The organism is Clostridium sp. UBA6640 (assembly GCF_002455975.1).
Taxonomy (GTDB): Bacteria; Bacillota; Clostridia; order Clostridiales; family Clostridiaceae; genus Clostridium_J.
In genome coordinates, this window is the sequence record NZ_DKLM01000076.1 from 265 (window position 1) to 25,264 (window position 25,000).

The following is a 25,000-nucleotide window of genomic DNA, read 5'->3' on the forward strand; positions in this document are numbered from 1 at the left end:
AACTGCCTTCAGTATATGCCCATTTATACTCATATTGTGGTCCAAATTTAGGAGTCATAAAGTCCTTAACATAGTTATGTGTAAATCTCCTTGTATCATTATTATATAGTGGTTGTATTGCAGGGTCCTCTTTTATTAATATCTCTTCAAGCCTTTGGAATTTTTCTAGCCTCTTATTTTGATCTGTTTCTGTTAAAAGTTCTTTGAATATCTTATCATATTCTGCATTGCTATATTTCATATCATTATTACCATTATTAGTTTCAAACATCTCGAAGAAATTTATTGGATCATCAAAATCCGCACTCCATCCAGCGAATGTAATATCAAAATCTGAATCCCTTTCTGCCTTCTTCCAAATTCCATAGTCAGATGCAACTTCAATATTTACTTTTATACCTAAATTCTTTTCAAGTTGTTGTTGATACCATTCGTGCTCTTGTTTAGAAGCACTTGAAGTTCCACGAGCAAGATATTTAAGTTTTATTTTGCCTAAATCATCAGTATCTTTTCCTAACTCTTTAAGACCTTCTTTAAATAATGCTTGTAATTTTTCAGGGTTATTTTTATATTCATCTCCCATTTCTTTTAATGGTTCTGAAACCTTTTCTCTATAGTTATCATCACCTATACTTATAGCTTGTGGAACAAGACCATAAGCAGGAGTATATCTACCAGCAAGTGTCTTTACATACTCTTCTCTATCTATTGCTAATGATATAGCTTGCCTTATTTTGTTATTACTCATTATTCCACTTGGTCCGCCTTTAGGATTAAGTTCAAAATACCAATTGCCTGGATTGTCTCCTATTGCTACTTGGAATTTACCTTCTTCAGCCATTTCCATCCATTTTTTTACATATTCTTGTGTAGAACCTGTGACATCTAATTCATGAGCTTCAAATAATTGAGCTTGAGTTGAGAATTCCTCAATTCTGTTCATTTGAATTTTTTCTAAAAATACATTTTCTGCATCCCAGTAAGCTTCATTTTTTTCTAAAACCATTGAATTATTTTTAACAAAATCTGTTACTTTAAAAGGTCCAGACCAAACTTGTTTGGTATAATCTGTATTCCAGTTTTCTCCGCCTTTTTCAATGACATCAAGTCTAATTGGGAAGAAAGCATTGTGAACTAATTTCTTCATAAAATAAGGAGTTGGTCTTTCTAGTGTTATAACTAAGGTATTGTCATCCTTAGCTTCAACTGCTACATCTTCCACCTTTCCTTCTCCCGTATTATATGCTTCTGCACCTTTTATATCGTATAAAAAGCCTGCATAAGGAAATGCCTTATCTTTTTCTAGAATTCTTCTATATGAATCTACAAAGTGCTGAGCGGTAAGTTTTACCCCATCACTCCAATTCATATCTCTTAACTTAAAAGTATAAACAAGTCCATCATCAGAAACAGACCAGCTCTCTGCTGCTGCAGGCTCTAATACATCCTTTCCATCTACAACCTTCGCTCTTACTAGTCCCTCCTGAGTTTCTGCAATTATTGTATGAGAAGATGAGTCTTGACATTCATTAGGGTCAAATGTTTGAGCATCAAATAGTATAGTCTGCATGTATTGATCATCATCTTTTTTTCCTGTAGTTGTTTCTGGTGTTTGTTCAGTAGGTTCTTTAGATTCTACTTTCTTGTCATTGTCAGGATTTTTGCTACATCCTACAAATCCTAGTACAGATCCTGTCATCACAATAGCTGTTAATAAAATACTAATCCATTTTTTTGATTTCATTTTTTACCTCCTACTTAAAATAAAATATATTTAGAAACTCTGAAGGGTTATCTTTTATTTCCCTCAGAGTTTAAAATAAAATTTTAGAATTTTTATATTTTAGGTGGCTGATGTAACTAGTAAATTTTCTATCTTTACAGCATGTAGATCATCAATTACAGATGTTTTATATACATTAATTAGAATTATATCTAAGTAATTTTATGGGCTTCCACTTAGGTCTTAATTTATATTTTTAGGTTCCTTATTGATTCATCATTTATTAATTAGTATTTATAAGACACATTTTATCCTTAATAATCTATACTATTTTATTCTGTTATGTACATAAGAAAGTTTTATAAATTAATAGAATCAAATTTATTACATAATTGTATTTATTTAATTATATGTATCAAATTTAGTATATATCCATAAAAATATTATTCCGCTAACAAATCTTTCATCTTTAACGCAGAAAATTAACAATATTACCACTTTTAAATTAATATATATACTTTTAAAATATAATAAAACTTTTTTAGAAAAGATATATAAAATGGACTCATAATTATGAAATTCATAATTATGAGTCCATTAAGTTTACATATTATAGTAATTACTTTCAAAGCTTTTAAACTGTATACTCTTTACTATATCAACAATATTTTCTTTATTTATATTTTTATCTTGTGCTACAATCTCTCCATTTTTAGTATATATTAAAAGAGGTGCTTCTACAGTACCAAGCCTTGAAGCAAGACTTGCGTTTTTATAAACGTCAATTTTACTTACTTTAACTATGTCTGACATTTCTTTTTCTACTTCTTCTATTTCAGTAAGCAATATTCGACTTTCCTCATCAATTGGAGACCATAGATATATTAATCCTATTTTTTCACTCTGCATAATTTCACTTTCAAACACTTCTGATTCTGCGATATATTTTTCTGCTCCAACTCCTGCTATAGCACCATCTCCAACTGCTGTAGCAACTTGCTTTAGAAATTTATCTCTAACATCCCCTACTGCAAATACACCTTCAATATTTGTTTCCATTTTTTCATTTGTCGTAATATAACCTTGTTTAGTTAAAGTAATTTGCTCTTTAAATATCTCAGTGTTAGGCACATAACCTATAAATAAGAAACATCCATCTAATGAAATATCTGATAGATGTCCGGTTTTAGTATTTCTAAGTACAACTTTATTTAATCTATCTTCTCCTTCAAAAGAATTTACCACAGTATTCCACATAAATTCCATTTTCGGGTTTTTCATTGCCTGTTCTTGAGCTATTTTATTTGCATCCATAATACCTTCATCATGAATCACAGAAACTATAACTTTTTTTGCAAATTTAGTGAGAAACATTCCTTCTTCTATCGCTGCATCGCCACTTCCAATAACCATAACAGTCTTATCTGTATAATATGCTGCATCACAAGTAGCACAGAAAGATATACCTTTGTCATACAAGAATTTTTCTTCATTAGCAGCATTAGTTAGTCTTGGCTTTCCTCCAGTAGATATGATAACAGTTTTAGCATGATAAGTTACTCTAAAAGTTTCTACTAATTTGTCTTTTCCTTGAAGATTAACAGCTTTAACATCAGTTAGTTTAAAGTTAACTCCAAAATTTTTAGCTTGTTTATGAAAAAGATTCATAAGTTCTGTTCCAGTAGTTCCTTCTGGAAAACCTGGGTAATTTGCCATTTCATTCGTATAAGTAGCTAATCCACCAACTAAGGATTTTTCTATTAAAAGAGTTTTAAGTCTCGCTCTTCCACAATATATTGCTGAAGTTAAGCCAGAGGCACCTCCACCAATAATTACCACATCATAATATTCATGTTTTTTCTCCACTATAAATTCCTCCCCACTGCTTATAAATTCTGCTTGTTATATAGATAGTTAAAACATATGGTGGCATTAAGCCACCATATGTTACATAAAATATTTAACTAATAGTTTACTTCCAATCCATGCGCCGATAAATATAAATATCCAATACATCCAACCATGAAGAGACATAGATGCAATTCCACTAAATAACGCTCCTATATTACATCCAAAGGAAATCCTTGCACCATACCCCATTAAAAGTCCACCTAGTACCGCTGCTATTACTTGTTTCCATGATTTTATTTTCTTTATTTTAAATTGGGATGCAAGCAATGTGGCTAAAAATGCACCAACTATAATTCCAATGTTAGAAATAGAATGAGGATCATTTAAAAAACCTGCACTTAAAGCTGCAGCATGACCTTTTTGCTGAAAGTAAACCCATTTCTCTGGATGACCGCCTATTAATTGATATAACCAAGCTCCCCAATAAGAAAGTGGAGTCGTTACTCCCCACGCCTTACCAGTAGACGCAAACATTGCAATATTTATAAGTGCTAAAACAACTGCTCCAGCAGTATATGACCATGGGTCCTTTAAAAATTTCTTATAATAAACGTTCTTTTTAATATCCATAAAATTCACCCCATATCAATTTTTAAGGGAAAACTATTTTGTCTTTTCAATATAAACTTCCCATTGACCATCATCTACTTCTTCTATATCAACATTATGTCCTTCTTTTCTTGCCCACTCTGGTATATTTTTCATAGCACAGCTATGGTCTATTTCAACTATAACAACCTCTCCTACTTTCATATTGTCCATTTTCTTTTGAGTTTTAATTAGTGGTACTGGACAAGCCTCCCCTAAACAATCTAATCTTAATTCTGCCATAATAAATTCCTCCCTTTAATTGTTAATTCACTTAAAATTTATTGTAATTTTTAATTACTCATTTGATTTCCTATTTCCAAACCAGTCTGCAAATATATAAATTCCTAGTAATAGTGCAAATTGTAAAAATATTGCTAGCGGCCATCCCATTACATCTGGTAAAAACACACCTTTTTCAGGCATAAACGTCTCTGACCACCAACCAAAATTTTTTGCCCCCCATAGTGATCCGATAATAAAAAATACTAGAGATAACATTTGCATTGTAAAACCTTCTCCAACTCTCATTAGAGTCCCTGAGGCACATCCCCCTGCAATTACTGCTCCTATCCCAAACATAATAGCACCAACAGCTACATGTACACCTATAGGTGATATATTTCCTGGCACCGGTGCTCCTTTTGAAGCTGCTGCATATTGTATAGCAGCAAACCCAACTGTAGCAGTAGCAATTGCGACTATAACTGCCTTAGTTAACGAAGTTCCTCCCGTTAAAACTGGATCTCTCAATGAAGCTGTAAAACAAAACCTTGACCTTTGAAGTGTAAACCCTGCTGTAACACCAAAAACCCACATAAGAGCAGATTTTGGTGAGTTGTTAGCCATAAAGAATCCTACTCCTCCAATAGCAATTAAAAGCGCTACTCCAAAGGGAATTTGATTTACCTTTTTCTTTTTAGGTTTTCTAGTTATATTTGTTTTAATTTCAGCCATTTTTCCACCCCCTTATATTGAGTTAGTTAATTAACAAACTTAATAATGGTTAATTAACTAATCAAAACATTTAAAATATTTACAATATAATTTTATAACAATTATCTACTATTTAGTAATTAGTTTTTCTAATACATGATTAATTTTTTTTATATTTATGTAGAAATATTATTATAACTTGTACCTTAAATGGTTATAAATTTCACTAATTAACGATAATTATAGATATATAAGTTATAAAAACTAACGAATTTGTTAAAATAACTATAATTTTGCTTTATATAATCTAAATATACATTCCAAAGACTGAAATAATAAAAGTATGCAGATATGTGACTTCTCTTATTAACTTTGAAATATTTATATGCCATATCTATTGCAGATATAGAACATTAACTTTTACAATGATAAGCTAACTTATTAACAAGTTGTGCTTTATATATGCAACTATAGAAGCTATAATAAGGCTATAATAGATAAGCCGTCTTAAAAGTTAATATGTAATTGAATATATTTCCCGCAAACTTTTCAATTCACAACTTTATTAAATGAAGAGTCAACAAAAATTAATGTGCAATTTAATTCTTCTTTTATAAAGAGAAAGTATTTATAATTATCCAAATATACATTTAATAAATCTTTATAAAGTACTAAAAAATAATAGTTATTTCATCTATATATTGACATTAGAATTTGTATATCTTTTTTCAAGGAACCATTCTTTTAGACATTAAAGTGGTTTCTTTATATAAAATAAAGAAAGGTGGGTACTTAAAGTGAACATAAACTACTTTATCTCACTTATAGAAACAGTAAAACAAGATAGTATATCAAAAGCTTCAAAAAAACTTCATATGACTCAATCAGCTTTAAGCCAACAACTTCAAGCATTAGAGAAGACTCTTGACTCAAAGCTTTTAATACGTAGTAATAAGGGAGTAGATTTAACTGATGAAGGTGAAATAGTATTAAGTTATGCTGAGACTCTAGTAAATCTATATGAAAATATGGTAAAAGAATTAAATCAATGCAAGAATTCACTAATTCAAGAGATAAAAATATCTACCTGCAATAGTGTTGGAGAATACCTCCTTCCTTGCACTTTACATTTATATAAAAAAAGCCATGATGATGTAAGATTTGTTTTAAAAAATGAACATACAAAACGTGTAATAGAGCATGTCTTAGATTGCAGTGCTGATATAGGATTTATAGATTGTGAAATAAACATAGATGGTGTGGAATGTTTTAACATATGCAGTAACAATCTGTTATTTGTACATTCAAGCAAAATTGATATGAAAAAAGAGTGTATTTCTTTAAATGAAATTGCTTCTCTCCCCCTCATAATTGGCTCAAAAGGAAGTGGCATAAGAGACTCTATTGAAGATATGTTTTCAAATGCTGCTGGAACAATAAAAAGTGTGAATATTGAAATGGAGCTTGATACAATAGAATCTATAAAAGCCTCTGTGATAGCGAACCATGGCGTATCAATTCTTCCTAATACTTCTGTAAAACAAGAAATCCATGCCGGTATTTTAAAAACTTTACCTATAATAGACGCTAAACCTAAATGCAATATATGTTTAATATCCTCAAAAAGTAAAGCCTCACAGCCACATATAAAAACCTTTATACAATATATAATGAAATATGGTAGAGAAACTTTTTGTTAATGTGAATTTTCAATAATTATTGTCTATATTCTATTACATTCTTTAATCTTTATTGAGAAGTTATGTCTTTTAAAATTATCTTTAAGCCCTTCGAATGTGTAACTATTATTTTAAATTATAGTTACACTTTTTAATATATTTAATATTTAATTTATGCTTTCTCTACTGTTATAGAATAAATTAAATGAACATATTTTAGAAACTTTACTTCATACATGCGGCTTCTAACACAGTTGAAATTTATTTTAATACAATTTTTAATTTTCATATCTTCTATCCAATTAGAGCGTTATTTATAGTTGTATTTTAAATATATAGCTCCTCTTTATAATGTTTTTGTCAGATTATTTACTTTGCTATTTTACATTGATATACTAAATATATTAATTAATTACACAAATAATCTATTAATAAAATTCATTTTATCTCTAATTTTAGTTTCTTTTAAATTTTTTAGAGAATATTTCTTTTTTATTATTATTTAATATTCCATAAACTTGAGGTGTTTTTTTAATGTTATATATTGAACTTTTACAAAGAATGTCGCTCATAGCTTTATCTGCTTATTTATTTACTAGAATGAAAACCTTTAAAAATCTCATTCAATGCAACATAAATAAAAAAGATAAGTTATTAATGATAGTGTTTTTCTCTTTTTTATCAATGATAGGTAACTATCTTGGTATAGCTGTTGTTGATAATGCTCTTGCTAATATAAGACCTATTGGAGTAATTACTGCAGGTTATATTGGCGGACCAATAGTAGGTACTATCGTAGCATTGATTGCTGGATGGCATAGATATACTTTTGGTGGATTTACTGCATTGGCCTGTGCCATAGCCTCTTTTTTTGAAGCAATGACTGGATACTTATTTTCAAGAAAACCTTCTTCCTATGACTTTAGTATAAAAGGAGCTTTTTATGGTGGAATATGCGCAGAAATAATTCAATTTCTAATTGTACTTCTAATTGCTAAACCCTTTGAAAAAGCATTAATGTTAGAAAAAGTTATTCTTCTTCCTATGGTTTCAGTAAATACATTAGGAGTAGTTATATTTATAGCTATTGTAAAAGATGTTAAAAAAGATCTATTAAACTTTGAAACAGCTCAAACATTTAAAGCATTAAGAATCGCTAAACAAGGTAGTTACTATATAAAGACCGGATTTAACAATGAAAATGTTGAAAAATTTATTGATGAGATTCATGCTGTTTCTAATATTTTAGGTATATTTATTTCCAATGAAGAAAGGTTCCTTGGAAATAAAAATATAGTTGTAACAGAGGAGACTTTAAGCAATTGGATAAAGTCTATAAATGAATCTAATGATTTGAAATCTAAATTATTTTATGAAGATGGTGATATAAGAGAGGAGCATCCTATAATTATATCGCCGATTAAAATTAACAATAAATATAGGGGATTTGTTGGAATAAAAATAAAATCTAAATATGAAATAAAAAATTATTTTAGTTTATGTGAAGAACTTAGTGATCTTTTATCCAATGAAATAAAAATATATGAATTAAACAAGATAGCTCAACAAGGCATGGAAGCTAATTATAAAGCACTTAGAATGCAAATACACCCTCATTTTTTATTTAATTCCTTAGCTACCATCGCATCTTTATGTAGAACTGATTCTGAAAGTGCTAGATCATTAATTCTTGAGCTATCAAACTATTTTAGAACTACTTTAAAAAGAAATGAAGATTTCATTTCTCTAGAAGAAGAACTCAACTTTTTAACTTCTTATTTAAATATTGAAAAAGCAAGATTTGGGCAAAGACTTTTAATAAATATTGATGTAGAAGATGGTCTTTTCCATATTAAAGTTCCTGTATTTATTCTACAGCCATTAATCGAAAATGCCGTAAAACATGGAATACTCCCTAAAATTGAAGGTGGTACTATGAGCCTTATAATTAGAGAAAAAGAGGAATGCATATCCTTTTTGGTGGAAGATAATGGTGTGGGAATGGATGAGAATAAAATTAAGGGCATACTACTATATGAAAACTGTGGTATTGGTGTAAAAAATGTAGATGAGAGATTAAGGCTTTTATATGGTGATAAAAGTAAACTAAAAATAAAAAGTACTTTAAATGAAGGAACTACAGTTTATTTTGAAATCCCTAAAGAAAGGTTGTAAAGTATGAGAGAGATTAATTATATTATTGTTGAAGACGAAGCTCCCGTAAGAGATGAATTAAAGTTTATGCTTAAAAAATTTGATAAGCTAAACTTAATCGGAACCTGTTGTAATGGTATTGAAGCCTTAGACTTTATTATGAAAAATGAAATTCAATTAATTTTTATGGACATTAATATTCCAGGTATTAACGGCATTACTCTTGCACAAAAGCTAAGAGAACTTAAATATAATGATATAAAAATAATTTTTGTTACTTCTTATGATGATTATGCAATAAAAGCCTTTGAACTTGAAGCTATTGATTATATATTGAAGCCTTTTGATGAAAAAAGAATAACTAATTCTATCAACAGAATATATAAGCATTTTGAAAGTGAAAATACTAACTCTAATTCACATGATATGGATTCAAAAATTCAAGAAATATTAGAGCATATTCAAAAAAATGATAATAAACTTAAAAAATTTCCTTGTGAATTGCATGGTAGAACAATTTTTCTAGATATGGATGAAATTTATTTTTGCTTTACTTTTAATAATGCTACATATGTTAAAACAAAGAATAAAGAGTACCCCACTATGTTTACCCTATGTGAAATAGAAGAAAAAACAAATTTTTTTAGAATACATAGAAGCTATATAATAAATATTAAATATGTAAAAGAATTATTTCCATTATTTAATTATAATTTAAAAGTGGTTATGGATGATAATGAGAAAACTGAAATTTCTGTAAGTAGAAACAAGGTAAAGGAATTAAAGAAACTTTTGGGATTATAAATTTATAGGATTCCTTAATGAAAATTTAACTTNNTTCATTATTAATCCTTAATTTTTAAGAATTTAAGCTATTTTTATAGAAAACTTATTTTCCAGAGTATATATTAAATTTCCACATTGTACCCCTATAACTAAGAAAAGCTCCTAAAGTATGGATACATACTTTAGGAGTTTTCTTACATATTGGAATATTTCCCCGTATTATTACTCATTAATTTCTTTTTTGATGCAGTTAAGAATAACACTAAAGACGCTATGGCTATCGCTATACCTATTGGATAAGCTATTGAAGTAGCTATTTTAAATCCTTCTGGTGCTACAAGTATATAAGTAACTGCAACTGCTGTCATAAATGTTGCTGGTATAGATACGAACCAATGAAATTTTTCATTAAGAACCATATACATAGCTCCTGCCCATAAAACTATCATAGCTAATGTTTGATTTGCCCAGGCAAAATATCTCCAAATAATATCAAAATCTATTAAAGTTAATCCATAAGCTATTACAAATAACGGCAAACTTAATATCAATCTATTTTTAATAGGTCCTTGCTTATAATTTAAAAAGTCCGCAATGGTAAGTCTTGCACTTCTAAAAGCTGTATCTCCAGAAGTTATTGGACAAGCTATAACTCCAAGTATAGCTAAAACACCGCCTACTTTTCCAAGTAAAGAAGTAGATATAATATGAACTACTCCAGCTTGGCCACCTTGTTCAGCTAAAGCTTTCGCCAATCCTTCTGTACCATGGAAAAATGTCATAGCTGCTGCTGCCCAAACTAACGCTACAATCCCTTCTGCAATCATAGCTCCAAAGAAGCAAGCTCTACCTTCTTTTTCATTTCCAATACATCTAGCCATCATTGGTGACTGAGTTGCATGGAATCCTGAAATTGCTCCGCAAGCAATAGTTACAAACATCATTGGCCATATTGGTAAGTTGCTAGGGTGTAAATTTTGAATTGTTAGCTCTGGAATGTTAAAATCTCCAAATACTATTCCTCCGCCAACTCCTATAGCCATAATAAGTAAGCATAGTCCAAATATAGGATAAATCTTACCTATAAGCTTATCTATTGGTAACACAGTAGCTAATATAAAGTATATGAAAATTATATATAACCAAAATGTTTTATCTAGTTTATCTGGAGTTAAACTAGCAAGTAAACCTGCTGGCCCTGTTATAAATACTGTACCAACAAGAATAAGAAGCACAACTGAGAATCCTCTCATAAATTGCTTAAATCCGCCTCCAAGATATTTTCCAACAACTTCTGGAATACTAGCTCCATCATGTCTAACTGATAACATACCAGATAGATAATCGTGTACTGCACCTGCAAAAATACAACCAAATACTATCCATAAAAATGCTGCTGGCCCCCAAAGTGCTCCTGAAATCGCACCAAATATTGGACCAAGCCCAGCAATATTTAAAAATTGAATTAAAAAAATTTTTGCCGGTGGAAGCTTAATAAAATCAACACCATCCTCAAGTCTTACAGCTGGAGTCTGGCGACTTTCATCCATTCCAAACATATTCTCAGTAAACTTTCCATAAATAAAGTAACCTAAAATAAGAATTACTATTGATGATAGAAATGTGATCATGTAATCTCCCCCTATATAATATAAGTCCTAATTAAAATTTAAGTATGTACAGAGAGTATAGTATATATTTTCAAATTTTCAAATAATCCTTATGTAAACGTACAAATTAATAAGTTAAATGGTAAAAAAACTTAGTTAAGTAACTGTATAAATTATTACTTTTAATGATAAACACATAAAAGTTAAGATTTAAGATTGTGTTATAATTAATATAAAAATAGTTAATACAAAACATATTATAGGCGCATTACGTTAAAATATAATATAATGTATAGCCCAATGCAAATGTAACTTTGTATTTGAGAATAATAATTAGTTCAACAATAAAATACTTTTATTAAAATAGATATAATTTATAAACATAATAAAACTCATAACTGCAAATTTGTACAGTTATGAGTTTTATTATGTTCTATTCCACTTATTAAAATATAATAGCAAGATTTTTTATTAACCTAATTTCTTAATAGTTATCTCCCATATGCCATCTTCTTCTTCAACGGTTATTTCACAATTGTATTTTTTAAAACCATCTTTAAGTCCTTGAGGTGTACAACTATGATCTGAAATTACAGTTACACATTCTCCAATACCTATTTTTTTATATTTAATTTGTGCTTTTACTACTGGCACAGGACAGATATAACCAACACAATCTAAAAATTCCGACAATTATATCACCTCATTATTCTTTATAATTTTTCTATGCACTTTTTCCGCTAAATATTAACTTACTAATATTATGATATTAAAGGTATAATAAATCATACGCTATATTTTCATCTTAACATTACTTCTGCAAGATTAAAACATATTATATCTTAATTAAAATACAGATAATTATATCATATATATTAAATAAAAAACTCCTATCAATTTATTGAATTTCAATAAATTGATAGGAGCTTTTTATTATAAATCTCTTTCAGCTTTAACATTTATTTCTCTAATCTTTCTTATTTACAAATAAAGTTCCATCATCTTGAATTTCTGCATAATAAACTTCATCTATAGATTTTACTCCAGAATTCTTTAATTGTTTTTCTAACCACTTTTTAGTAATATTTATTTCTTTCAAATTGTGTTCAACTATAGAGCCATCAGATATTAACTGCGTTGGTAGATACTTTTTAATTGTAGGTTTGATTTTCATATCTTCTTTAGTAACTTCTTGATGATCATGCTTTTTAAGTACACTTAATTTTCCATTTGGCTCTAGAATAGCATAATCAACTTCAGTAACAGAAAATATACTTTGCTCTCTAAGCATCATAGTTAAATCTTCAGCATTCATTCTTAAATCTACCATTACTTTTCTAATAATTTTACCATCTTTAATCACAATACTTGGCTCACCATCAAGCAGTCTTCCTAGTTTATGAGATTTAACAGCAATATATGCAGTTAATTCTGCTAGAACAACCCACCAAACTAATCCTATTATTTCATCAATAAAAGGTTCATTATCTATAGTTATAATATTTGCTACAATGGAACCAATGGTTATACCTGTAACATAGTTAAAAAATGATAGTTGGCTCATTTGCTTTTTTCCAAGTATTCTGGTTAATATAAGTAGAGCCAAAAAAGATAAAGTTGTTTTTAAAAGTAATATTAAGACATCCATAAAATTAACGCCCATATTAGACACCACCTAAGATTTAATTTTAACAAGTTCTATATACAGATAAACCACATAAAAAGTTTATCTACAATAGTAGTATGTCTATTCTAAAATTAAATATGTAACTCTTTACTTGAAATTATAAATCTTAGCAAAACGTTAGTTGTATAGGGATACAATGCAAAAACTTAATATATGCTCTGGAAAATAAATTTTCTATAAAAATAGTTTAACCCCTTAAAAATTAAGGAGCCACCTCAGTAATTAGAGGAGACTCCTTAACTTATTTACATATCGATAATAATTAACTTAAAGCATTGTGCTGAATTTTAATATACTCTTCAAGCTCATTAAGTGATGATGTTATGAATTCATATATGACATATTCAGGATTTATTAATTCAACAAGTGATTTTATCACCTTATTTGAAAAAGGTTTATGTCTATCTATATTCATAACATGCTTATAGATATTTTCATTCATTTCTTTTAGAGTCAATTTATTTTTATTATTTTTCTCTATCTGTTCTATAATATATTTCCCTGACAATGAATAGTTAAGATGTATACCTTTAATAAATTTTTTTAAGTCTCCAAGGTTATTAACTACTTCTATTAAATACTTAACTCCCTGTTCTTCATCTTCTATATAATGATTGGTATTCATTAAATGTCCAGTGTCTAACATAAACCCTTTATTTGAATAATTAACCTTTTCTAATAAAGTCAATGCTGTGTTTTTATCTAACATAGTAAGTCCTGGCCACCATAAATTTTCAAATAAAAGTTTTATATTTGTATTTAATCCTTTAAAAATCTCATTAATTAATTCCACTGTAGCTTCTATAATTTCAGCATCTGAATAATTAAATTTATAATTATAAGAATGTTCTAGCTGTACATGAGAAACATGAAAAACTACATATTCTGCTCCAAGTCTATCAGCAATTTCTATTTCTTTTCTATAATTCTCTACTATAATGTCTTTTTCTATATCTCCATAATATTTTTTAATACTGTCTATATCTCCAAACTGTCTTAAAAGTTCTTTTTGATTTCCATGCCAAAAATCAATCCAACTAGGATAATATGCTAGATGAATTCCCTTAATAACATCTTTTGAAATTGTTTCTTCCTGCCACATTAAAGGCTTTAACAGCTCAATTCCATCCATGTTATTTTTTTCTAAGAATTCTTCTAACTTTTTATAATCATAATTGAATCTTTCAATATCATATTGATATGTAGAGAAGTTCATAAGCTTTAACAATCAGCTGAACCCTCCTTTGATTTTTCTGTCTTTTCCTTATTTTTCTCTACTATTTTATTGAATATATAGTCATATCCATTTTGTGAATGTGGTATCATACAGTTGCTGCAATCCTTAACCCCATTGAAATCGCTCTTATTACCTCCACATTCTTCTAGAAAATAAAGCGGACAATAACAAAATAAGCAATTAAACTTATCCTCATCCTTTACCTTATGGCACGGAAAAAACTCACATTTTTTATGCTGAAAAAACTTATAATTTTCACTCATCTTTATACCCCCTTTCAGTTTTAAAATTCCTCTTCTATATTTCCTTCTATTTCTAAATAAACCTTTTCTAATTCTTCTGTATCATTATAACATACATAATCTCTTCTCCCATTTGGAAGATTGCTTTAAAGTCATAGGCAGGTTTCCTAACTTTGGTTACATCTTCTTCTAACCTTTTCAGTATATACCAGTAGTATTTAGATTCGTCTTCCATCAAGGTATCGAGGACTGTAGTGGCTTTTACTACTTCCCCTTTTACCTTCAAAATAATAAATTTTAAAAATAATTTATTATTAAAACTTTTATAGGTTATAGCCTCTTCTAAACACATCCTCTTACAGTACTAGCAATCTCTCTATCGCCTAACTCTTCCAATTTGTAATACTGAGCATTCATAGCTTCTGCGATATTATTTGCTAGGCCAAGCTTTATAAAATCCTGTTCTGTATCTATAACTATAGATTGTATATTCTCTGATGCAATTTTATTAGCTATTTCTATTGCTTCTTCATAGGGATCTCCATTGTTTACTGACGAATTTGTTCTTCCATCAGATACTAATACTAAAACTGGTACCATTTCGGGATCTTTCTTCTTAGCAGCTTTTAGAATTTCATATCCTTTAGAAAGTCCGGCTGATAATGGAGTTTTCCCACCAGTAGGTAGATCTTTAAGACTTTTTTGTGCAAGCTCTACACTTCTAGTTATTCCAAGTAAAACTTCCGCCTGACTTTTTCTAAAAGCAACCATTCCAACCTTGTCCCTTTTTTGATAAGCATCAGTAAGTAGTGAAACAACTGCACCTTTAACTGCACTCATTCTCTTTTTAGCACCCATAGATCCACTAGCATCCACCACAAATAATATAGTAGTACCAGTTCTTTTTTCTCTTACTTTTTCTCTAAAATCACTTTTATCTATTACAAAAGCAAGTCCATTTTTATCCCTTAAACTTTGATAAGGCGCTGCTGCCCTTAATGTTGCATCAAAAGCTATGTCTTTTGCTTTATCTTTGGGCAAATTATATTTTACATATCTGCCTTGCATTAGATCTGTTTTAGTTTTACTTCTCTTTCCGCTGCCTCTGCGTTTCTTTCTGTCTATAGGCTTTATATCTAATGACTTTATTGCAAATATATTACCTATGTCATCTACCATTTCATTGTCGGCTTCATTTTCATTTTTTTCTTCTTGTTTAGTTTCTTCCAAATTTTCTTCATAATCTAAACTATCATCTTCATTTTTATTATCTTCTTCATTATTATCCTCTTTATTGTCATCCTCATAATTATCATTTTCTTCTACTTGTGGTGGCTCATTTTCCTCTTCTCTTTCTTCTTTATCATCATCTATTTGCTCTTCTTCACTTTCCTCTTCTTTATCATCCTTATCACTAACTGATGGTGGCATTTCCCTCATCCTGTGTGGAAGAGCAAATTCTGCTGCTTCTTTAATATCATTTATATTTATATTTTTCCTATTGTCGAAAGCAGCAATTGCTTTTGCTGCTTCAATTATTACAAGTTCTGCTCTATTTCCAGCACAATTAGCTTCTTTAGAAATTTCAGCTGAAAGGTACATTACACTATCTGAAACTTGAACTTTATTAAGAACTTCAATTCCATTTATAATTTTATTCATAAGTTCTTTTGATTGATTTTCAAATTTATCTATGTACTCAATTGGATTTTTTTCATACTCTAGTCTTCTTCTAATTATTTCTTTTCTCTCAAATAAATCATCACTTCCATTAGCTTCTACATATAGTCCAAATCTATCTAAAAACTGTGGCCTTAATTGTCCTTCTTCTGGATTCATAGTTCCGACTAGAACAAAGCGTGATGGATGAGTGAAAGATATCCCTTCCCTCTCAACATGATTTATCCCTGAGGCAGAGACCTCAAGAAGACATTTGACAATATGTTCACTTAAAAGATTCACTTCATCTACATATAAAATATTTCCATCTGCTTCCTTTAAAATTCCCATATCTGGCTTTCTTATACCTTCACTAATTGCCTTTTCAATATCTATAGTTCCTAATAACCTATCCTCTGTGATATTTAAGGGAAGGTCTATTACTTTCATGTTATTTATTATTTCTGCTAATCCACGGACAAGAGTAGATTTAGCTGTACCTTTTTCCCCACTTATTAAAACTCCACCAATACATGGATTAATAATATTTAGTATAAGCGCTTTTTTAATTTTTTCTTGACCTATAACCGCAGTGAAAGGATAAACAAAATTTCTTTTCAATTGGAAATCGCTCCTTTCAATTATACTAGTTCTGCTTCTTTAATTATTTCTTCAACTTTTGAGAAATTTATAACCCCTTCTTCAAAAGGTTTCCTTCTCATTCTATGAGGAAGTACAAGTTCTGCTGCTTCTAACATGTCTTCATTACTAACTTTATCTCTTCCATTAAAAGCTGCTATAGTCATCGCCGTTTTAATCATGCTGATATCAGCTCTATGACCATCTACATCCATTTCAATACTTATTTTTGCTGCTACTTCAAGAATTTTATCGTCAAAAGTTACAGTTTTTAATAACTCTTTAGCTTTTGAAATTTTTTCTCTTAAATCTTGTTGTTCCTTTTCAAAACTTAATGCAAATTTTTTATTATCATTTTCATATTCAAGTCTTCTCTTTATAACTTCAACTCTTTTTTCAGTGTCTCTCTCTCCAATAACATCTACTACCATACCAAATCTATCTAATAGTTGTGGTCTTAAATCTCCTTCTTCTGGATTCATAGTTCCAACTAAAATAAATTTTGCAGGATGCGAGAAAGAAACACCTTCTCTTTCTATTGTGTTTACTCCCATAGCTGCTGAATCTAACAATACATCCACTACATGATCATCTAAAAGATTTACTTCATCTACATAAAGTATATTTCTATTTGCATCTGCTAAAATCCCAGGTTCAAATCTCTTTTCCCCATTTTTAATTGCATATTCGATATCTAATGTTCCTACTACTCTATCTTCCGTTGCACTTACAGGAAGATCAATTACTTTCATCTTTTCATTTATTTCTTTTAAAACTTCTTGTTTATTAAGTTTATCTAAGCAATTTTCACACATACTACTTTTATCATTAGGCTTACATCTAAAAATACAGCCCTCTACCTGAGCTCTTTCTGGTAAAAGTTCCGCGATAGCACGAACAGCTGTGGATTTTGCTGTACCTTTTTCCCCTCTTATCAAAACTCCTCCAAGATGTGGATTTATGACATTAAGTATTAATGCTTTCTTCATATTTTCTTGTCCAACAATTGCTGTAAATGGATATACATTTTTCATACCTTTCATTTGTGAACCCCTTTCAATTATCAATAAGTTATTTTTTAATGTATCTTAAAATAAATAAATCAAAAAACCCCTGTAAATACATACAGAGGTTAAATTCATAAATACAATTATATAAAAGTTTACACAACAAAAACTTACTTAAACCATTAAGTAAACTCTTCTAAATGCTTATATTATATGATTTTACTTCCCTCCGAAGTTACATATAGAAAATTAGGTAGGTCTCCTGACTCACGGGTCTTTCTCTGCCATCCTTCCCAGATTGCTCCAGTGGATTTGGCTTTGTCTCCGTATACAGTAGCGGGGGCTGCAATGGATTTTCACCATTTTCCCTATTAAACCTTGTTTAGGTACCTAAAATAATTATTAAATTTTATTATAACCAAATCAATTATATCAGTTAATTTTTTATTTTTCAATAATTCGCACTTTTACTGGATAATTATCTACTTATTATTAAATACTTCCTCTATTTCACTTAGATTTTCTTTCCAAGCTTTTATATCATTTTGATTTAAAACTTCAATACCTCCACCTTGCATTTCTCCAGTAGAATTCTCTAACATCTCTTCCATGTCACCTTCTATATTAATATAATTTCTTTTTAATGAATTTAAAACTTCTTCTCTTCCATTCCACTTTCCTCTTTCGTGAAGCTCTAAAAATCTCCTTGATATTTCTTCTAATGCAAATTTATTATTTTTTTCAAACCACTGTAGCATGTCCTTATCATTGATATAGATATCTACCAACTTGTCAATATCCTTACTACTAATGTTTTCGGAAAGACACTGCCAATTAAATATATTTTGAATAGCATTCATAAATTCAGCAGCCCCTACATATCCTTTTTTCTTTATTCCTTCTTTCCAAAGAGGATTAAAAAGGGTATCTTCCATATTTTCTTTTAGTTCATCTTCAGTTGTTGAAATCTTAACTTTTCCTTCTCCTTCATTTCTACCGTAATACTCTTTTAAATCACTTCCATCAAAACATTTTTTTACTATGCCAAACCCGCCTTGTACAGAAGAAGAAAAACTGGAGGATAGCATATTATATCTTTTAGAACTACTAGTCTGATAAGATATCTGAGAGTCTCTTATATTTTTTACAAATTCATATTTGGCCATATCTCCATTTAAATTTTCACCATAAGCATATGAAGAAAAATGTACAAATACTTTAGCAATATCTTCTTCATCTTTCCATGCACTAGCCTTTAATGCTAAATCAACTCCAGCACCATAAGCTCCTGGTTTGTCTCCAAAAATTCTCATAGTTGCATGACGCTGTATATCCTTCTCTTGTCCTATATCTAATAAATATTTTTCCATATTTAGAGTATTCTTCTTAACAAAATTCATACTTAAGGGTTCATCTAAAGAAGATATCAAAATTATAGCTTTATCGATAAGCTTTATAGCTTCTGGAAAAGAATCTCTTAATATACCCGATATTCTAATAGTCACATCAATTCTTGGACGCTGTAGTTTTTCTAGTGGTATTACATCAATATCAACTACTTTGCCTATATTATCCCAAACTGGAGTTATCCCCATTAAATGTAATATTTGAGAGAGTTGTTCTCCTTTTGTTACAGATATATCTGTAGAAATCATATTCATTGCCACTTTTTCTGGAAAGCAGCCTTCCTCTCTTATATACTTTTCTATAAGTTCTTCCGCAAGATTGCACCCTACTTTATATGCCTCTTTAGTAGGAATTTTTTCACAATCCATCAAATAAAAATTTCTACCTGTTGGAATAATATTTTTTAAATTTTCGCTTGGTAAACCTGACATCCCTGGTTCGATATATTTTCCTTCTAAAGCTCTTATAAGATTTTTCATTTCAATATCTAGTAAAAGTAGTTTGCCGTAAATTTCTAGTACATCTTTTCGGAGCTCCTTTAAAATTTCTTTTTCTATATTTTCATATTGATTTTCTACCTTTTTATCATCATTAATAAATTTGCTTATTAAATCTAAGATAATTAAATCGTAGTTATAATCATCTTTATATAATTTTTTGATAAGCTTTGCACTCTTACTATTGTTATCAATGTACTCTTTGATTAAAGATATATTTTCTTCAATTTGAAAATTTTCTCCAAAAACATGAAGTTTTTCTACTCTACTATTATTTATATATTGAACCAAATAGTTTTTTAAGCTTTTTATGCCTTCAATAAAAGTTTCTTCTCTGGATAAAATTTCTTCTGCCCCATCTAATTCTTTTAGACTTTTCTCTAACTTATCTCTTATCAATAGCTTTTGGTTGCTATTTAAATCTTCTGCTTCAATATAATCATTTATTAAAATTATAATTTTAGAATTCTCTATATTAATATCAATAGCTGATGGTAAATAATCTAATATTACTGCATTACTTCTCCTTTTGGTTACAATTCCCTCTGTACCTATACTTGCATTGTATAAATAAAAGTTAGGTGTATTTCCAAGTACAATATCAGGATAACATTTCTTAGATAGACCATTAGTCTTACCTGGTAGATTTTCAAGACTACCACCTGTACCTACATGTACTATAGCATTTGCATTTATTACATTTTCTACATATTTATAGGTTGCAATATAATTATGTGGTGGTGGACATTTAGGATCATGCAATATTTTACATACCTCTCCAGTACATTTAGAACCATAACATCCTCTTTTAGGCTGAACCATAACATATACATTTTCAAAATTAAGTCCTGTAATTATTATGCTTTCATCATAAACCATACTTTCTCCCGGTGGACTCCCCCAGCTTTTTTCTATTTCATCTTTTACTTCGATGTCTAAACTATTATAAAATGACATATATCCATCATCACTGTTTAATGGCATTTTATAAAGTACTCCGCCAGCTATTATTATATCTTCTATAGAAGTCCACCTAAAATCATGATAAGCTTTTTTACTCATTATTCGCTGAAAAAGCTCTTCTCCACTTTGTGGTATGTTTTCTACTTCATATCCTTCACTTTTAAGCTTTTTCAACATTTCCACTACCGTTTCAAAAACTTCCAATCCAGCTCCTAAGCCAATGGTAGCCTCTACGCCAGAACAAGGTGCGTTATGTATAAAAAATACTAATTTTTTATCCTTATTACTAGTATTCCTAAGAGTAATCCATTTAAAAACCCTTCCAGCAAACCTATTTATTCTATCTCTTATAGGTTCAGATTCTCCTTTATTATTTCTTGCTCCTATAATTATTGGCTCAATCATTCCAACCATCTCTGGTGTAGTAAAAGAATTAGGTATTTCTGATGATAATCCACTTATATTTTCACTCCAACTATCTATATCTTGATAATAGCTTATAATTGGCTTAAATATAGGAACATTCATTTCTTTAAAAATTTCTACTGCTTCTTCAAATATATTATTACAGTTGTTATTTCCAACAGCTGCAATCATTTGAAGATTTATAAATCCATCTATAATAAATTTATCCTCATAAGAAAAGTATTCTTTTATAATTTCTCTAAAGTTTTTTACATTAGAATCCTTTTCAGAAGAAGCATAACTAAATACTGGTATTACTTTAATTCCTGTTGCTTCCAGTTCAGCTATTAATATTTTTTCTACCTCTATATTGCCATTAATAAAACTACTTCTATGGATTAAAAGCCCTACCCACTTATATTCTTCTACATTCTTTTCACCTATGTACCAATTTTTATATTCTTTAAAAGAATTAAAAATCTTTTTACCATCTTTATAGAAAATACCATCAAAAGGCATTTCCTTTGGCTGAAAAATAAATTTTTCGCAATAATTTTTATCCTCTTCATTAAGGTTTAAAAAATTATATGCTATGTAATGCAGAGCACTTATAATATTGCCATCACCTCCGTAAGAAAAATAGCTATTTATAAGCAGTGCCTTCTTTTTATCTATATTATAAATATTATCCTGTAGAACTTCTCCACCAATAGGTATTATGGGAATTTCCTTTATTTCTTCTTTAATTCTTTTTAGAAGTGCATCTACTTCACTATTCATAGTTTTATTTCCAACAATTAAAGCTATAGCTTTCTCTTTCAAAAATTCAATTGTATTTCTATTTTCCTTTATCAAAGATTCATCTAAAAATTCAATCTTTAAATATTCTATAGTAGAAGAAAGTTCTATTAATTGATTTTTCATTAAATCTAATACAATTGCTATAACAACTTTTTCATTCAAATTTAAAACACCTCCTTAGTTAACGATCAAAATTTATTCTAAAACACATTATTCTGCCTTTTTGCAAAATTTCACGGACATAATGAATAAGATTATAAAATACACAATTAAAACAGTAGCATGTACTATTTTAGTAGTTAAACTCTCTCCTACGGCTCTTAATGCGATACTGGTATGAGTAAGGGGCAATATTAATATAAAATTCTTTATTATAACTGGCATCTTGTCTAAAGAAAAAAACGTTCCGCATAGAAATGACATCGGTGTAATAATAAAACTTGAAAATCTATTCATCTCTTGATGTGAATTAATTACTATCCCAGCTATAAAACCTACAGCTGAAAATACCAAGCAATTAAGTATTACCATTAACATAAAATATGGTGTTATATTTAACCCTGTATTAAATATGAAAGATAACAATATTATTAAAATACCAGAGTACAATCCTCTCAATGCGCCTGCTATTATTTTCGCTAAAGCATAAATTGAAATATTAATTGGAGCTATCATAAAAGACTCAAAGCTCTTATAATATATTCTAGATATATTTACAGAACTAGATATACTATTATAACTAGAAGTCATTGTAGTTAATGCAATGATTCCTGGAATTACAAAATGGATGTAATCCCTCCCATCTATTTGCATACCTCCACCTAACCCCCATCCAAAGGCTATTAAATATAAAATAGGTGAAACCATTGAGCTCACGGTTATTGTCCAAAACTTACGTTTAAATAATACAAATTCTTGCCATAATATACTAGAAAAGCCCACATCATGCTTCCACCCTTCTATTAGTTAATTTTATAAACACATCTTCTAGGTTTGACAATCTTACATTTGCAGCTCCTTCTAGTTTAGAAGCAAACTCAACTGCACCTTCTCTTGTTTCGAAAAATTCTGCTTTAGTTTCTCCATTTTGAAAATGCTCAACAGCAAATTTGCCAACCTTTTCAATTAACTTTTCAGGGCTGTCTAACTCTACTAACACTCCGCCGTTTATAAGCCCTACTCTATCACATAATACTTCTGCTTCTTCTATATAATGAGTAGTTAATAAAACTGTTAATCCTTCACTCTTTAATCTTTTTAATAGGTCCCACATTTTTCTTCTAGCCGTTGCATCTAGTCCTACGGTAGGTTCATCTAAAAGTAATAGCTCTGGATTATGCATTAGTGCTGTTGCAATCATAAGCTTTCTTTTCATTCCACCAGAGTAATTTTTAGCAATATCATTTGCTCTATCACTAAGTTCCGTAAATTCTAAAAGTTCTTTTATTCTTTTTCTTCTAAGTTCTTTAGGCATGTTATAAATTCTTCCATGAAGTTCTAAATTTTCCCATGCAGTCATTTCAACTTCCAAGTTGTTTCCTTGTGGTACTACTCCAAGCTTTCTTTTTACATCTAATAGATTTCTATCCATACTTTTTCCATTTATTATAATATCCCCTGAAGTTTTTGGTGTAAGAGTACTTATCATTCTTATAGTAGTACTCTTTCCAGCTCCATTTGGCCCTAAAAGGCCAAAAAACTCTCCTCTTTCAATATTTAAATTCAGTTTATTTACTGCAACTAAATCATCATATTTTTTAGTAAGTTCATTAATAGTTAGCACTTTTTACTCTCCTTTTAATTTTATAAAAGTTTTATCATTGAATTATTTTCTATAAATATTTCATCATAAAAGATATTTATTACTTGAAACTAAAGGGCTTTTAGCGAGATTATTATGATTTCCTGCAATTTCAAAGGAAACTTTTCTTAAAGCACATTCTTCTATTCCAATATCCTTAGAATTTAAATTTATAATACTTCTAGAAGGACATGCACCTGCACAAAATTTTTCATATTCACAAATAGTACATCTCTTTGGTCTTTCAGTTTTTACTTTTACAATTCTTTGAGATTTTTCATCATATATATTACCCATATAATATTGTGGTGAATATGCTAATGACCCACAAGGATAAATACTTCCATTAGGAAGAACTACCATTGCTCCTCCATAGACAGCATGGCAGTATCCACTACAACTTCCATGTGTTTTTAATCGCCTTTTACTATCTTCAATTTCCCTTATGACAATCTTTTTTCCAGTTAATTTTTCTAATTCAATTGTCCTCTCATATGCCTTTTTTAAATACATTCTTATATCATCAGCTCCTGCAATATTTACATTATTATTACAAGCTCTTCCCGTAACTCTTAATAAATCTAGTCCTATTCCGCCTACATTTCCAAGATAAAATGCTAAATCTACAAGCTTGTCTAAGTATGAAATATTCTCATTAGTTATAACCGCATTTAAATTTACCATTACCCCTTCTTGTCCTAGCATTCTTATACCATTTATAACTTCGGCACTTTTCCCTCGTAGCTTTTCATTTATTTCAATAGGTCCATCCATACTTATTCCAATAGCTATATTCATCTTTTTTATTTCTCTAGCAATTTCTCTATCTATTAAAGCCCCATTTGTTTGCATTTGAAGTCTAACTGACTTATTATTAACCTTTAAATAATTATATATGTCCTTAATAAGTTGAAAATTTAAAAGTGGCTCTCCTCCTGCAAGTTGAAGCTTAAAATTAGACTTGGGCATAGATAATGCTTTTTTTGCCATTTCAAAAGTCATATATTCCTTTTTTTCTCCACCATTAGCATAACAATATTTGCATCTTAAATTGCAGTCATTTGTTAACCATAATACTAAAAAATTAATATCTTCAAACAATGTTCATAATCTCTCCTTCATAAAAACACTCAAACTTTGGGCATCTTAAAAATATAATTAGCTAGTATATAGTGATACAATATGAAAACTTAATATATACTTTGGAAAATAAATTTTCTATAAAAACAGCTTAAGTCCTTAGAAATTAAGGATTAATAATGAAGAAT

General features: G+C 29.3%; 19 protein-coding genes and 2 riboswitches. Of the genes, 3 read left to right on the forward strand and 16 right to left on the reverse strand.

Annotated elements, in window-relative coordinates; translation table 11 throughout:
• From B2W91_RS08290 to B2W91_RS08310, 5 genes are all read right to left on the reverse strand, one after another.
• A partial coding sequence (locus B2W91_RS08290; RefSeq protein WP_291579979.1) for a peptide ABC transporter substrate-binding protein occupies positions 1-1,744 on the reverse strand: 1,744 nt, incomplete at its 3' end.
• Between the two features lie 582 nt (positions 1,745-2,326).
• Positions 2,327-3,589, reverse strand: coding sequence for an FAD-dependent oxidoreductase (locus B2W91_RS08295; protein ID WP_291579980.1), 1,263 nt, complete (start codon positions 3,587-3,589; stop codon positions 2,327-2,329).
• 81 nt (positions 3,590-3,670) lie between these two features.
• On the reverse strand, positions 3,671-4,204 hold the full coding sequence (locus B2W91_RS08300; protein ID WP_291579981.1) for a YeeE/YedE thiosulfate transporter family protein: 534 nt from the start codon (positions 4,202-4,204) through the stop codon (positions 3,671-3,673).
• Between the two features lie 33 nt (positions 4,205-4,237).
• On the reverse strand, positions 4,238-4,465 hold the full coding sequence (locus B2W91_RS08305; protein ID WP_039636350.1) for a sulfurtransferase TusA family protein: 228 nt from the start codon (positions 4,463-4,465) through the stop codon (positions 4,238-4,240).
• A 54-nt stretch (positions 4,466-4,519) separates the two neighbouring features.
• On the reverse strand, positions 4,520-5,179 hold the full coding sequence (locus B2W91_RS08310; RefSeq protein ID WP_291579982.1) for a YeeE/YedE thiosulfate transporter family protein: 660 nt from the start codon (positions 5,177-5,179) through the stop codon (positions 4,520-4,522).
• A 776-nt stretch (positions 5,180-5,955) separates the two neighbouring features.
• On the opposite strand from B2W91_RS08310, the gene B2W91_RS08315 reads away from it, so the two are divergent.
• The 3 genes from B2W91_RS08315 (at position 5,956) to B2W91_RS08325 (ending at position 9,795) form a co-directional block, all read left to right on the forward strand.
• On the forward strand, positions 5,956-6,858 hold the full coding sequence (locus B2W91_RS08315) for a LysR family transcriptional regulator (protein WP_291579983.1): 903 nt from the start codon (positions 5,956-5,958) through the stop codon (positions 6,856-6,858).
• A gap of 513 nt (positions 6,859-7,371) precedes the next feature.
• Complete coding sequence (locus tag B2W91_RS08320; protein ID WP_291579984.1) at positions 7,372-9,012, forward strand: LytS/YhcK type 5TM receptor domain-containing protein; 1,641 nt, start codon at positions 7,372-7,374, stop codon at positions 9,010-9,012.
• A 3-nt stretch (positions 9,013-9,015) separates the two neighbouring features.
• Positions 9,016-9,795, forward strand: a complete 780-nt coding sequence (locus B2W91_RS08325; protein WP_291579985.1) for a LytR/AlgR family response regulator transcription factor — start codon at positions 9,016-9,018, stop codon at positions 9,793-9,795.
• 176 nt (positions 9,796-9,971) lie between these two features.
• Here the strand turns inward: B2W91_RS08325 and B2W91_RS08330 are convergent, their stop codons facing one another.
• From B2W91_RS08330 to B2W91_RS08380, 11 genes are all read right to left on the reverse strand, one after another.
• Positions 9,972-11,408, reverse strand: coding sequence for a carbon starvation CstA family protein (locus B2W91_RS08330; protein WP_291579986.1), 1,437 nt, complete (start codon positions 11,406-11,408; stop codon positions 9,972-9,974).
• Between the two features lie 450 nt (positions 11,409-11,858).
• Positions 11,859-12,080: a sulfurtransferase TusA family protein gene (locus B2W91_RS08335; RefSeq protein ID WP_291579988.1), complete on the reverse strand. Its 222-nt coding sequence runs from the start codon at positions 12,078-12,080 to the stop codon at positions 11,859-11,861.
• 274 nt (positions 12,081-12,354) lie between these two features.
• Positions 12,355-13,050 (reverse strand): YetF domain-containing protein, encoded by a 696-nt coding sequence (locus B2W91_RS08340; protein ID WP_291579989.1) that lies wholly within the window; start codon positions 13,048-13,050, stop codon positions 12,355-12,357.
• Between the two features lie 286 nt (positions 13,051-13,336).
• Entirely contained in the window at positions 13,337-14,302 is a 966-nt protein-coding gene (locus tag B2W91_RS08345) for a TIM barrel protein (protein ID WP_291579990.1), read from the reverse strand.
• Positions 14,296-14,574: a cysteine-rich small domain-containing protein gene (locus B2W91_RS08350; RefSeq protein ID WP_291579991.1), complete on the reverse strand. Its 279-nt coding sequence runs from the start codon at positions 14,572-14,574 to the stop codon at positions 14,296-14,298. The genes B2W91_RS08345 and B2W91_RS08350 overlap by 7 nt, the downstream gene beginning before the upstream one ends.
• Before the next feature lie 119 nt (positions 14,575-14,693).
• Positions 14,694-14,852, reverse strand: a riboswitch (cobalamin riboswitch).
• Positions 14,853-14,895: 43 nt separating this feature from the next.
• A complete protein-coding gene (locus B2W91_RS08355) occupies positions 14,896-16,833 on the reverse strand; it encodes a magnesium chelatase subunit D family protein (protein WP_291579992.1) in 1,938 nt (645 codons plus the stop codon).
• 20 nt (positions 16,834-16,853) lie between these two features.
• Positions 16,854-17,894 carry an ATP-binding protein gene (locus B2W91_RS08360; RefSeq protein WP_291579993.1) on the reverse strand — a complete coding sequence of 347 codons (1,041 nt, stop codon included), beginning with the start codon at positions 17,892-17,894 and terminating at the stop codon, positions 16,854-16,856.
• A 199-nt stretch (positions 17,895-18,093) separates the two neighbouring features.
• A riboswitch (cobalamin riboswitch) is annotated at positions 18,094-18,267 on the reverse strand.
• A 73-nt stretch (positions 18,268-18,340) separates the two neighbouring features.
• Positions 18,341-22,093 (reverse strand): cobaltochelatase subunit CobN, encoded by a 3,753-nt coding sequence (locus B2W91_RS08365; protein WP_291579994.1) that lies wholly within the window; start codon positions 22,091-22,093, stop codon positions 18,341-18,343.
• Positions 22,094-22,141: 48 nt separating this feature from the next.
• Positions 22,142-22,873 (reverse strand): ABC transporter permease, encoded by a 732-nt coding sequence (locus B2W91_RS08370; protein WP_291579995.1) that lies wholly within the window; start codon positions 22,871-22,873, stop codon positions 22,142-22,144.
• Between the two features lies 1 nt (position 22,874).
• A complete protein-coding gene (locus B2W91_RS08375; RefSeq protein WP_291579996.1) occupies positions 22,875-23,714 on the reverse strand; it encodes an ABC transporter ATP-binding protein in 840 nt (279 codons plus the stop codon).
• Between the two features lie 63 nt (positions 23,715-23,777).
• On the reverse strand, positions 23,778-24,833 hold the full coding sequence (locus B2W91_RS08380) for a radical SAM/SPASM domain-containing protein (RefSeq protein ID WP_291579998.1): 1,056 nt from the start codon (positions 24,831-24,833) through the stop codon (positions 23,778-23,780).
• Positions 24,834-25,000: the final 167 nt, after the last annotated feature.

Excerpts from the sequence above, each read along its gene's own strand:
- B2W91_RS08325 (WP_291579985.1), top strand. The coding sequence starts at position 9,016 with ATGAGAGAGATTAATTATATTATTGTTGAAGACGAAGCTCCCGTAAGA.
- B2W91_RS08310 (WP_291579982.1), bottom strand. The coding sequence starts at position 5,179 with ATGGCTGAAATTAAAACAAATATAACTAGAAAACCTAAAAAGAAAAAG.
- B2W91_RS08330 (WP_291579986.1), bottom strand. The coding sequence starts at position 11,408 with ATGATCACATTTCTATCATCAATAGTAATTCTTATTTTAGGTTACTTT.
- B2W91_RS08305 (WP_039636350.1), bottom strand. The coding sequence starts at position 4,465 with ATGGCAGAATTAAGATTAGATTGTTTAGGGGAGGCTTGTCCAGTACCA.
- B2W91_RS08340 (WP_291579989.1), bottom strand. The coding sequence starts at position 13,050 with ATGGGCGTTAATTTTATGGATGTCTTAATATTACTTTTAAAAACAACT.
- B2W91_RS08360 (WP_291579993.1), bottom strand. The coding sequence starts at position 17,894 with ATGAAAGGTATGAAAAATGTATATCCATTTACAGCAATTGTTGGACAA.
- B2W91_RS08320 (WP_291579984.1), top strand. The coding sequence starts at position 7,372 with ATGTTATATATTGAACTTTTACAAAGAATGTCGCTCATAGCTTTATCT.
- B2W91_RS08350 (WP_291579991.1), bottom strand. The coding sequence starts at position 14,574 with ATGAGTGAAAATTATAAGTTTTTTCAGCATAAAAAATGTGAGTTTTTT.
- B2W91_RS08300 (WP_291579981.1), bottom strand. The coding sequence starts at position 4,204 with ATGGATATTAAAAAGAACGTTTATTATAAGAAATTTTTAAAGGACCCA.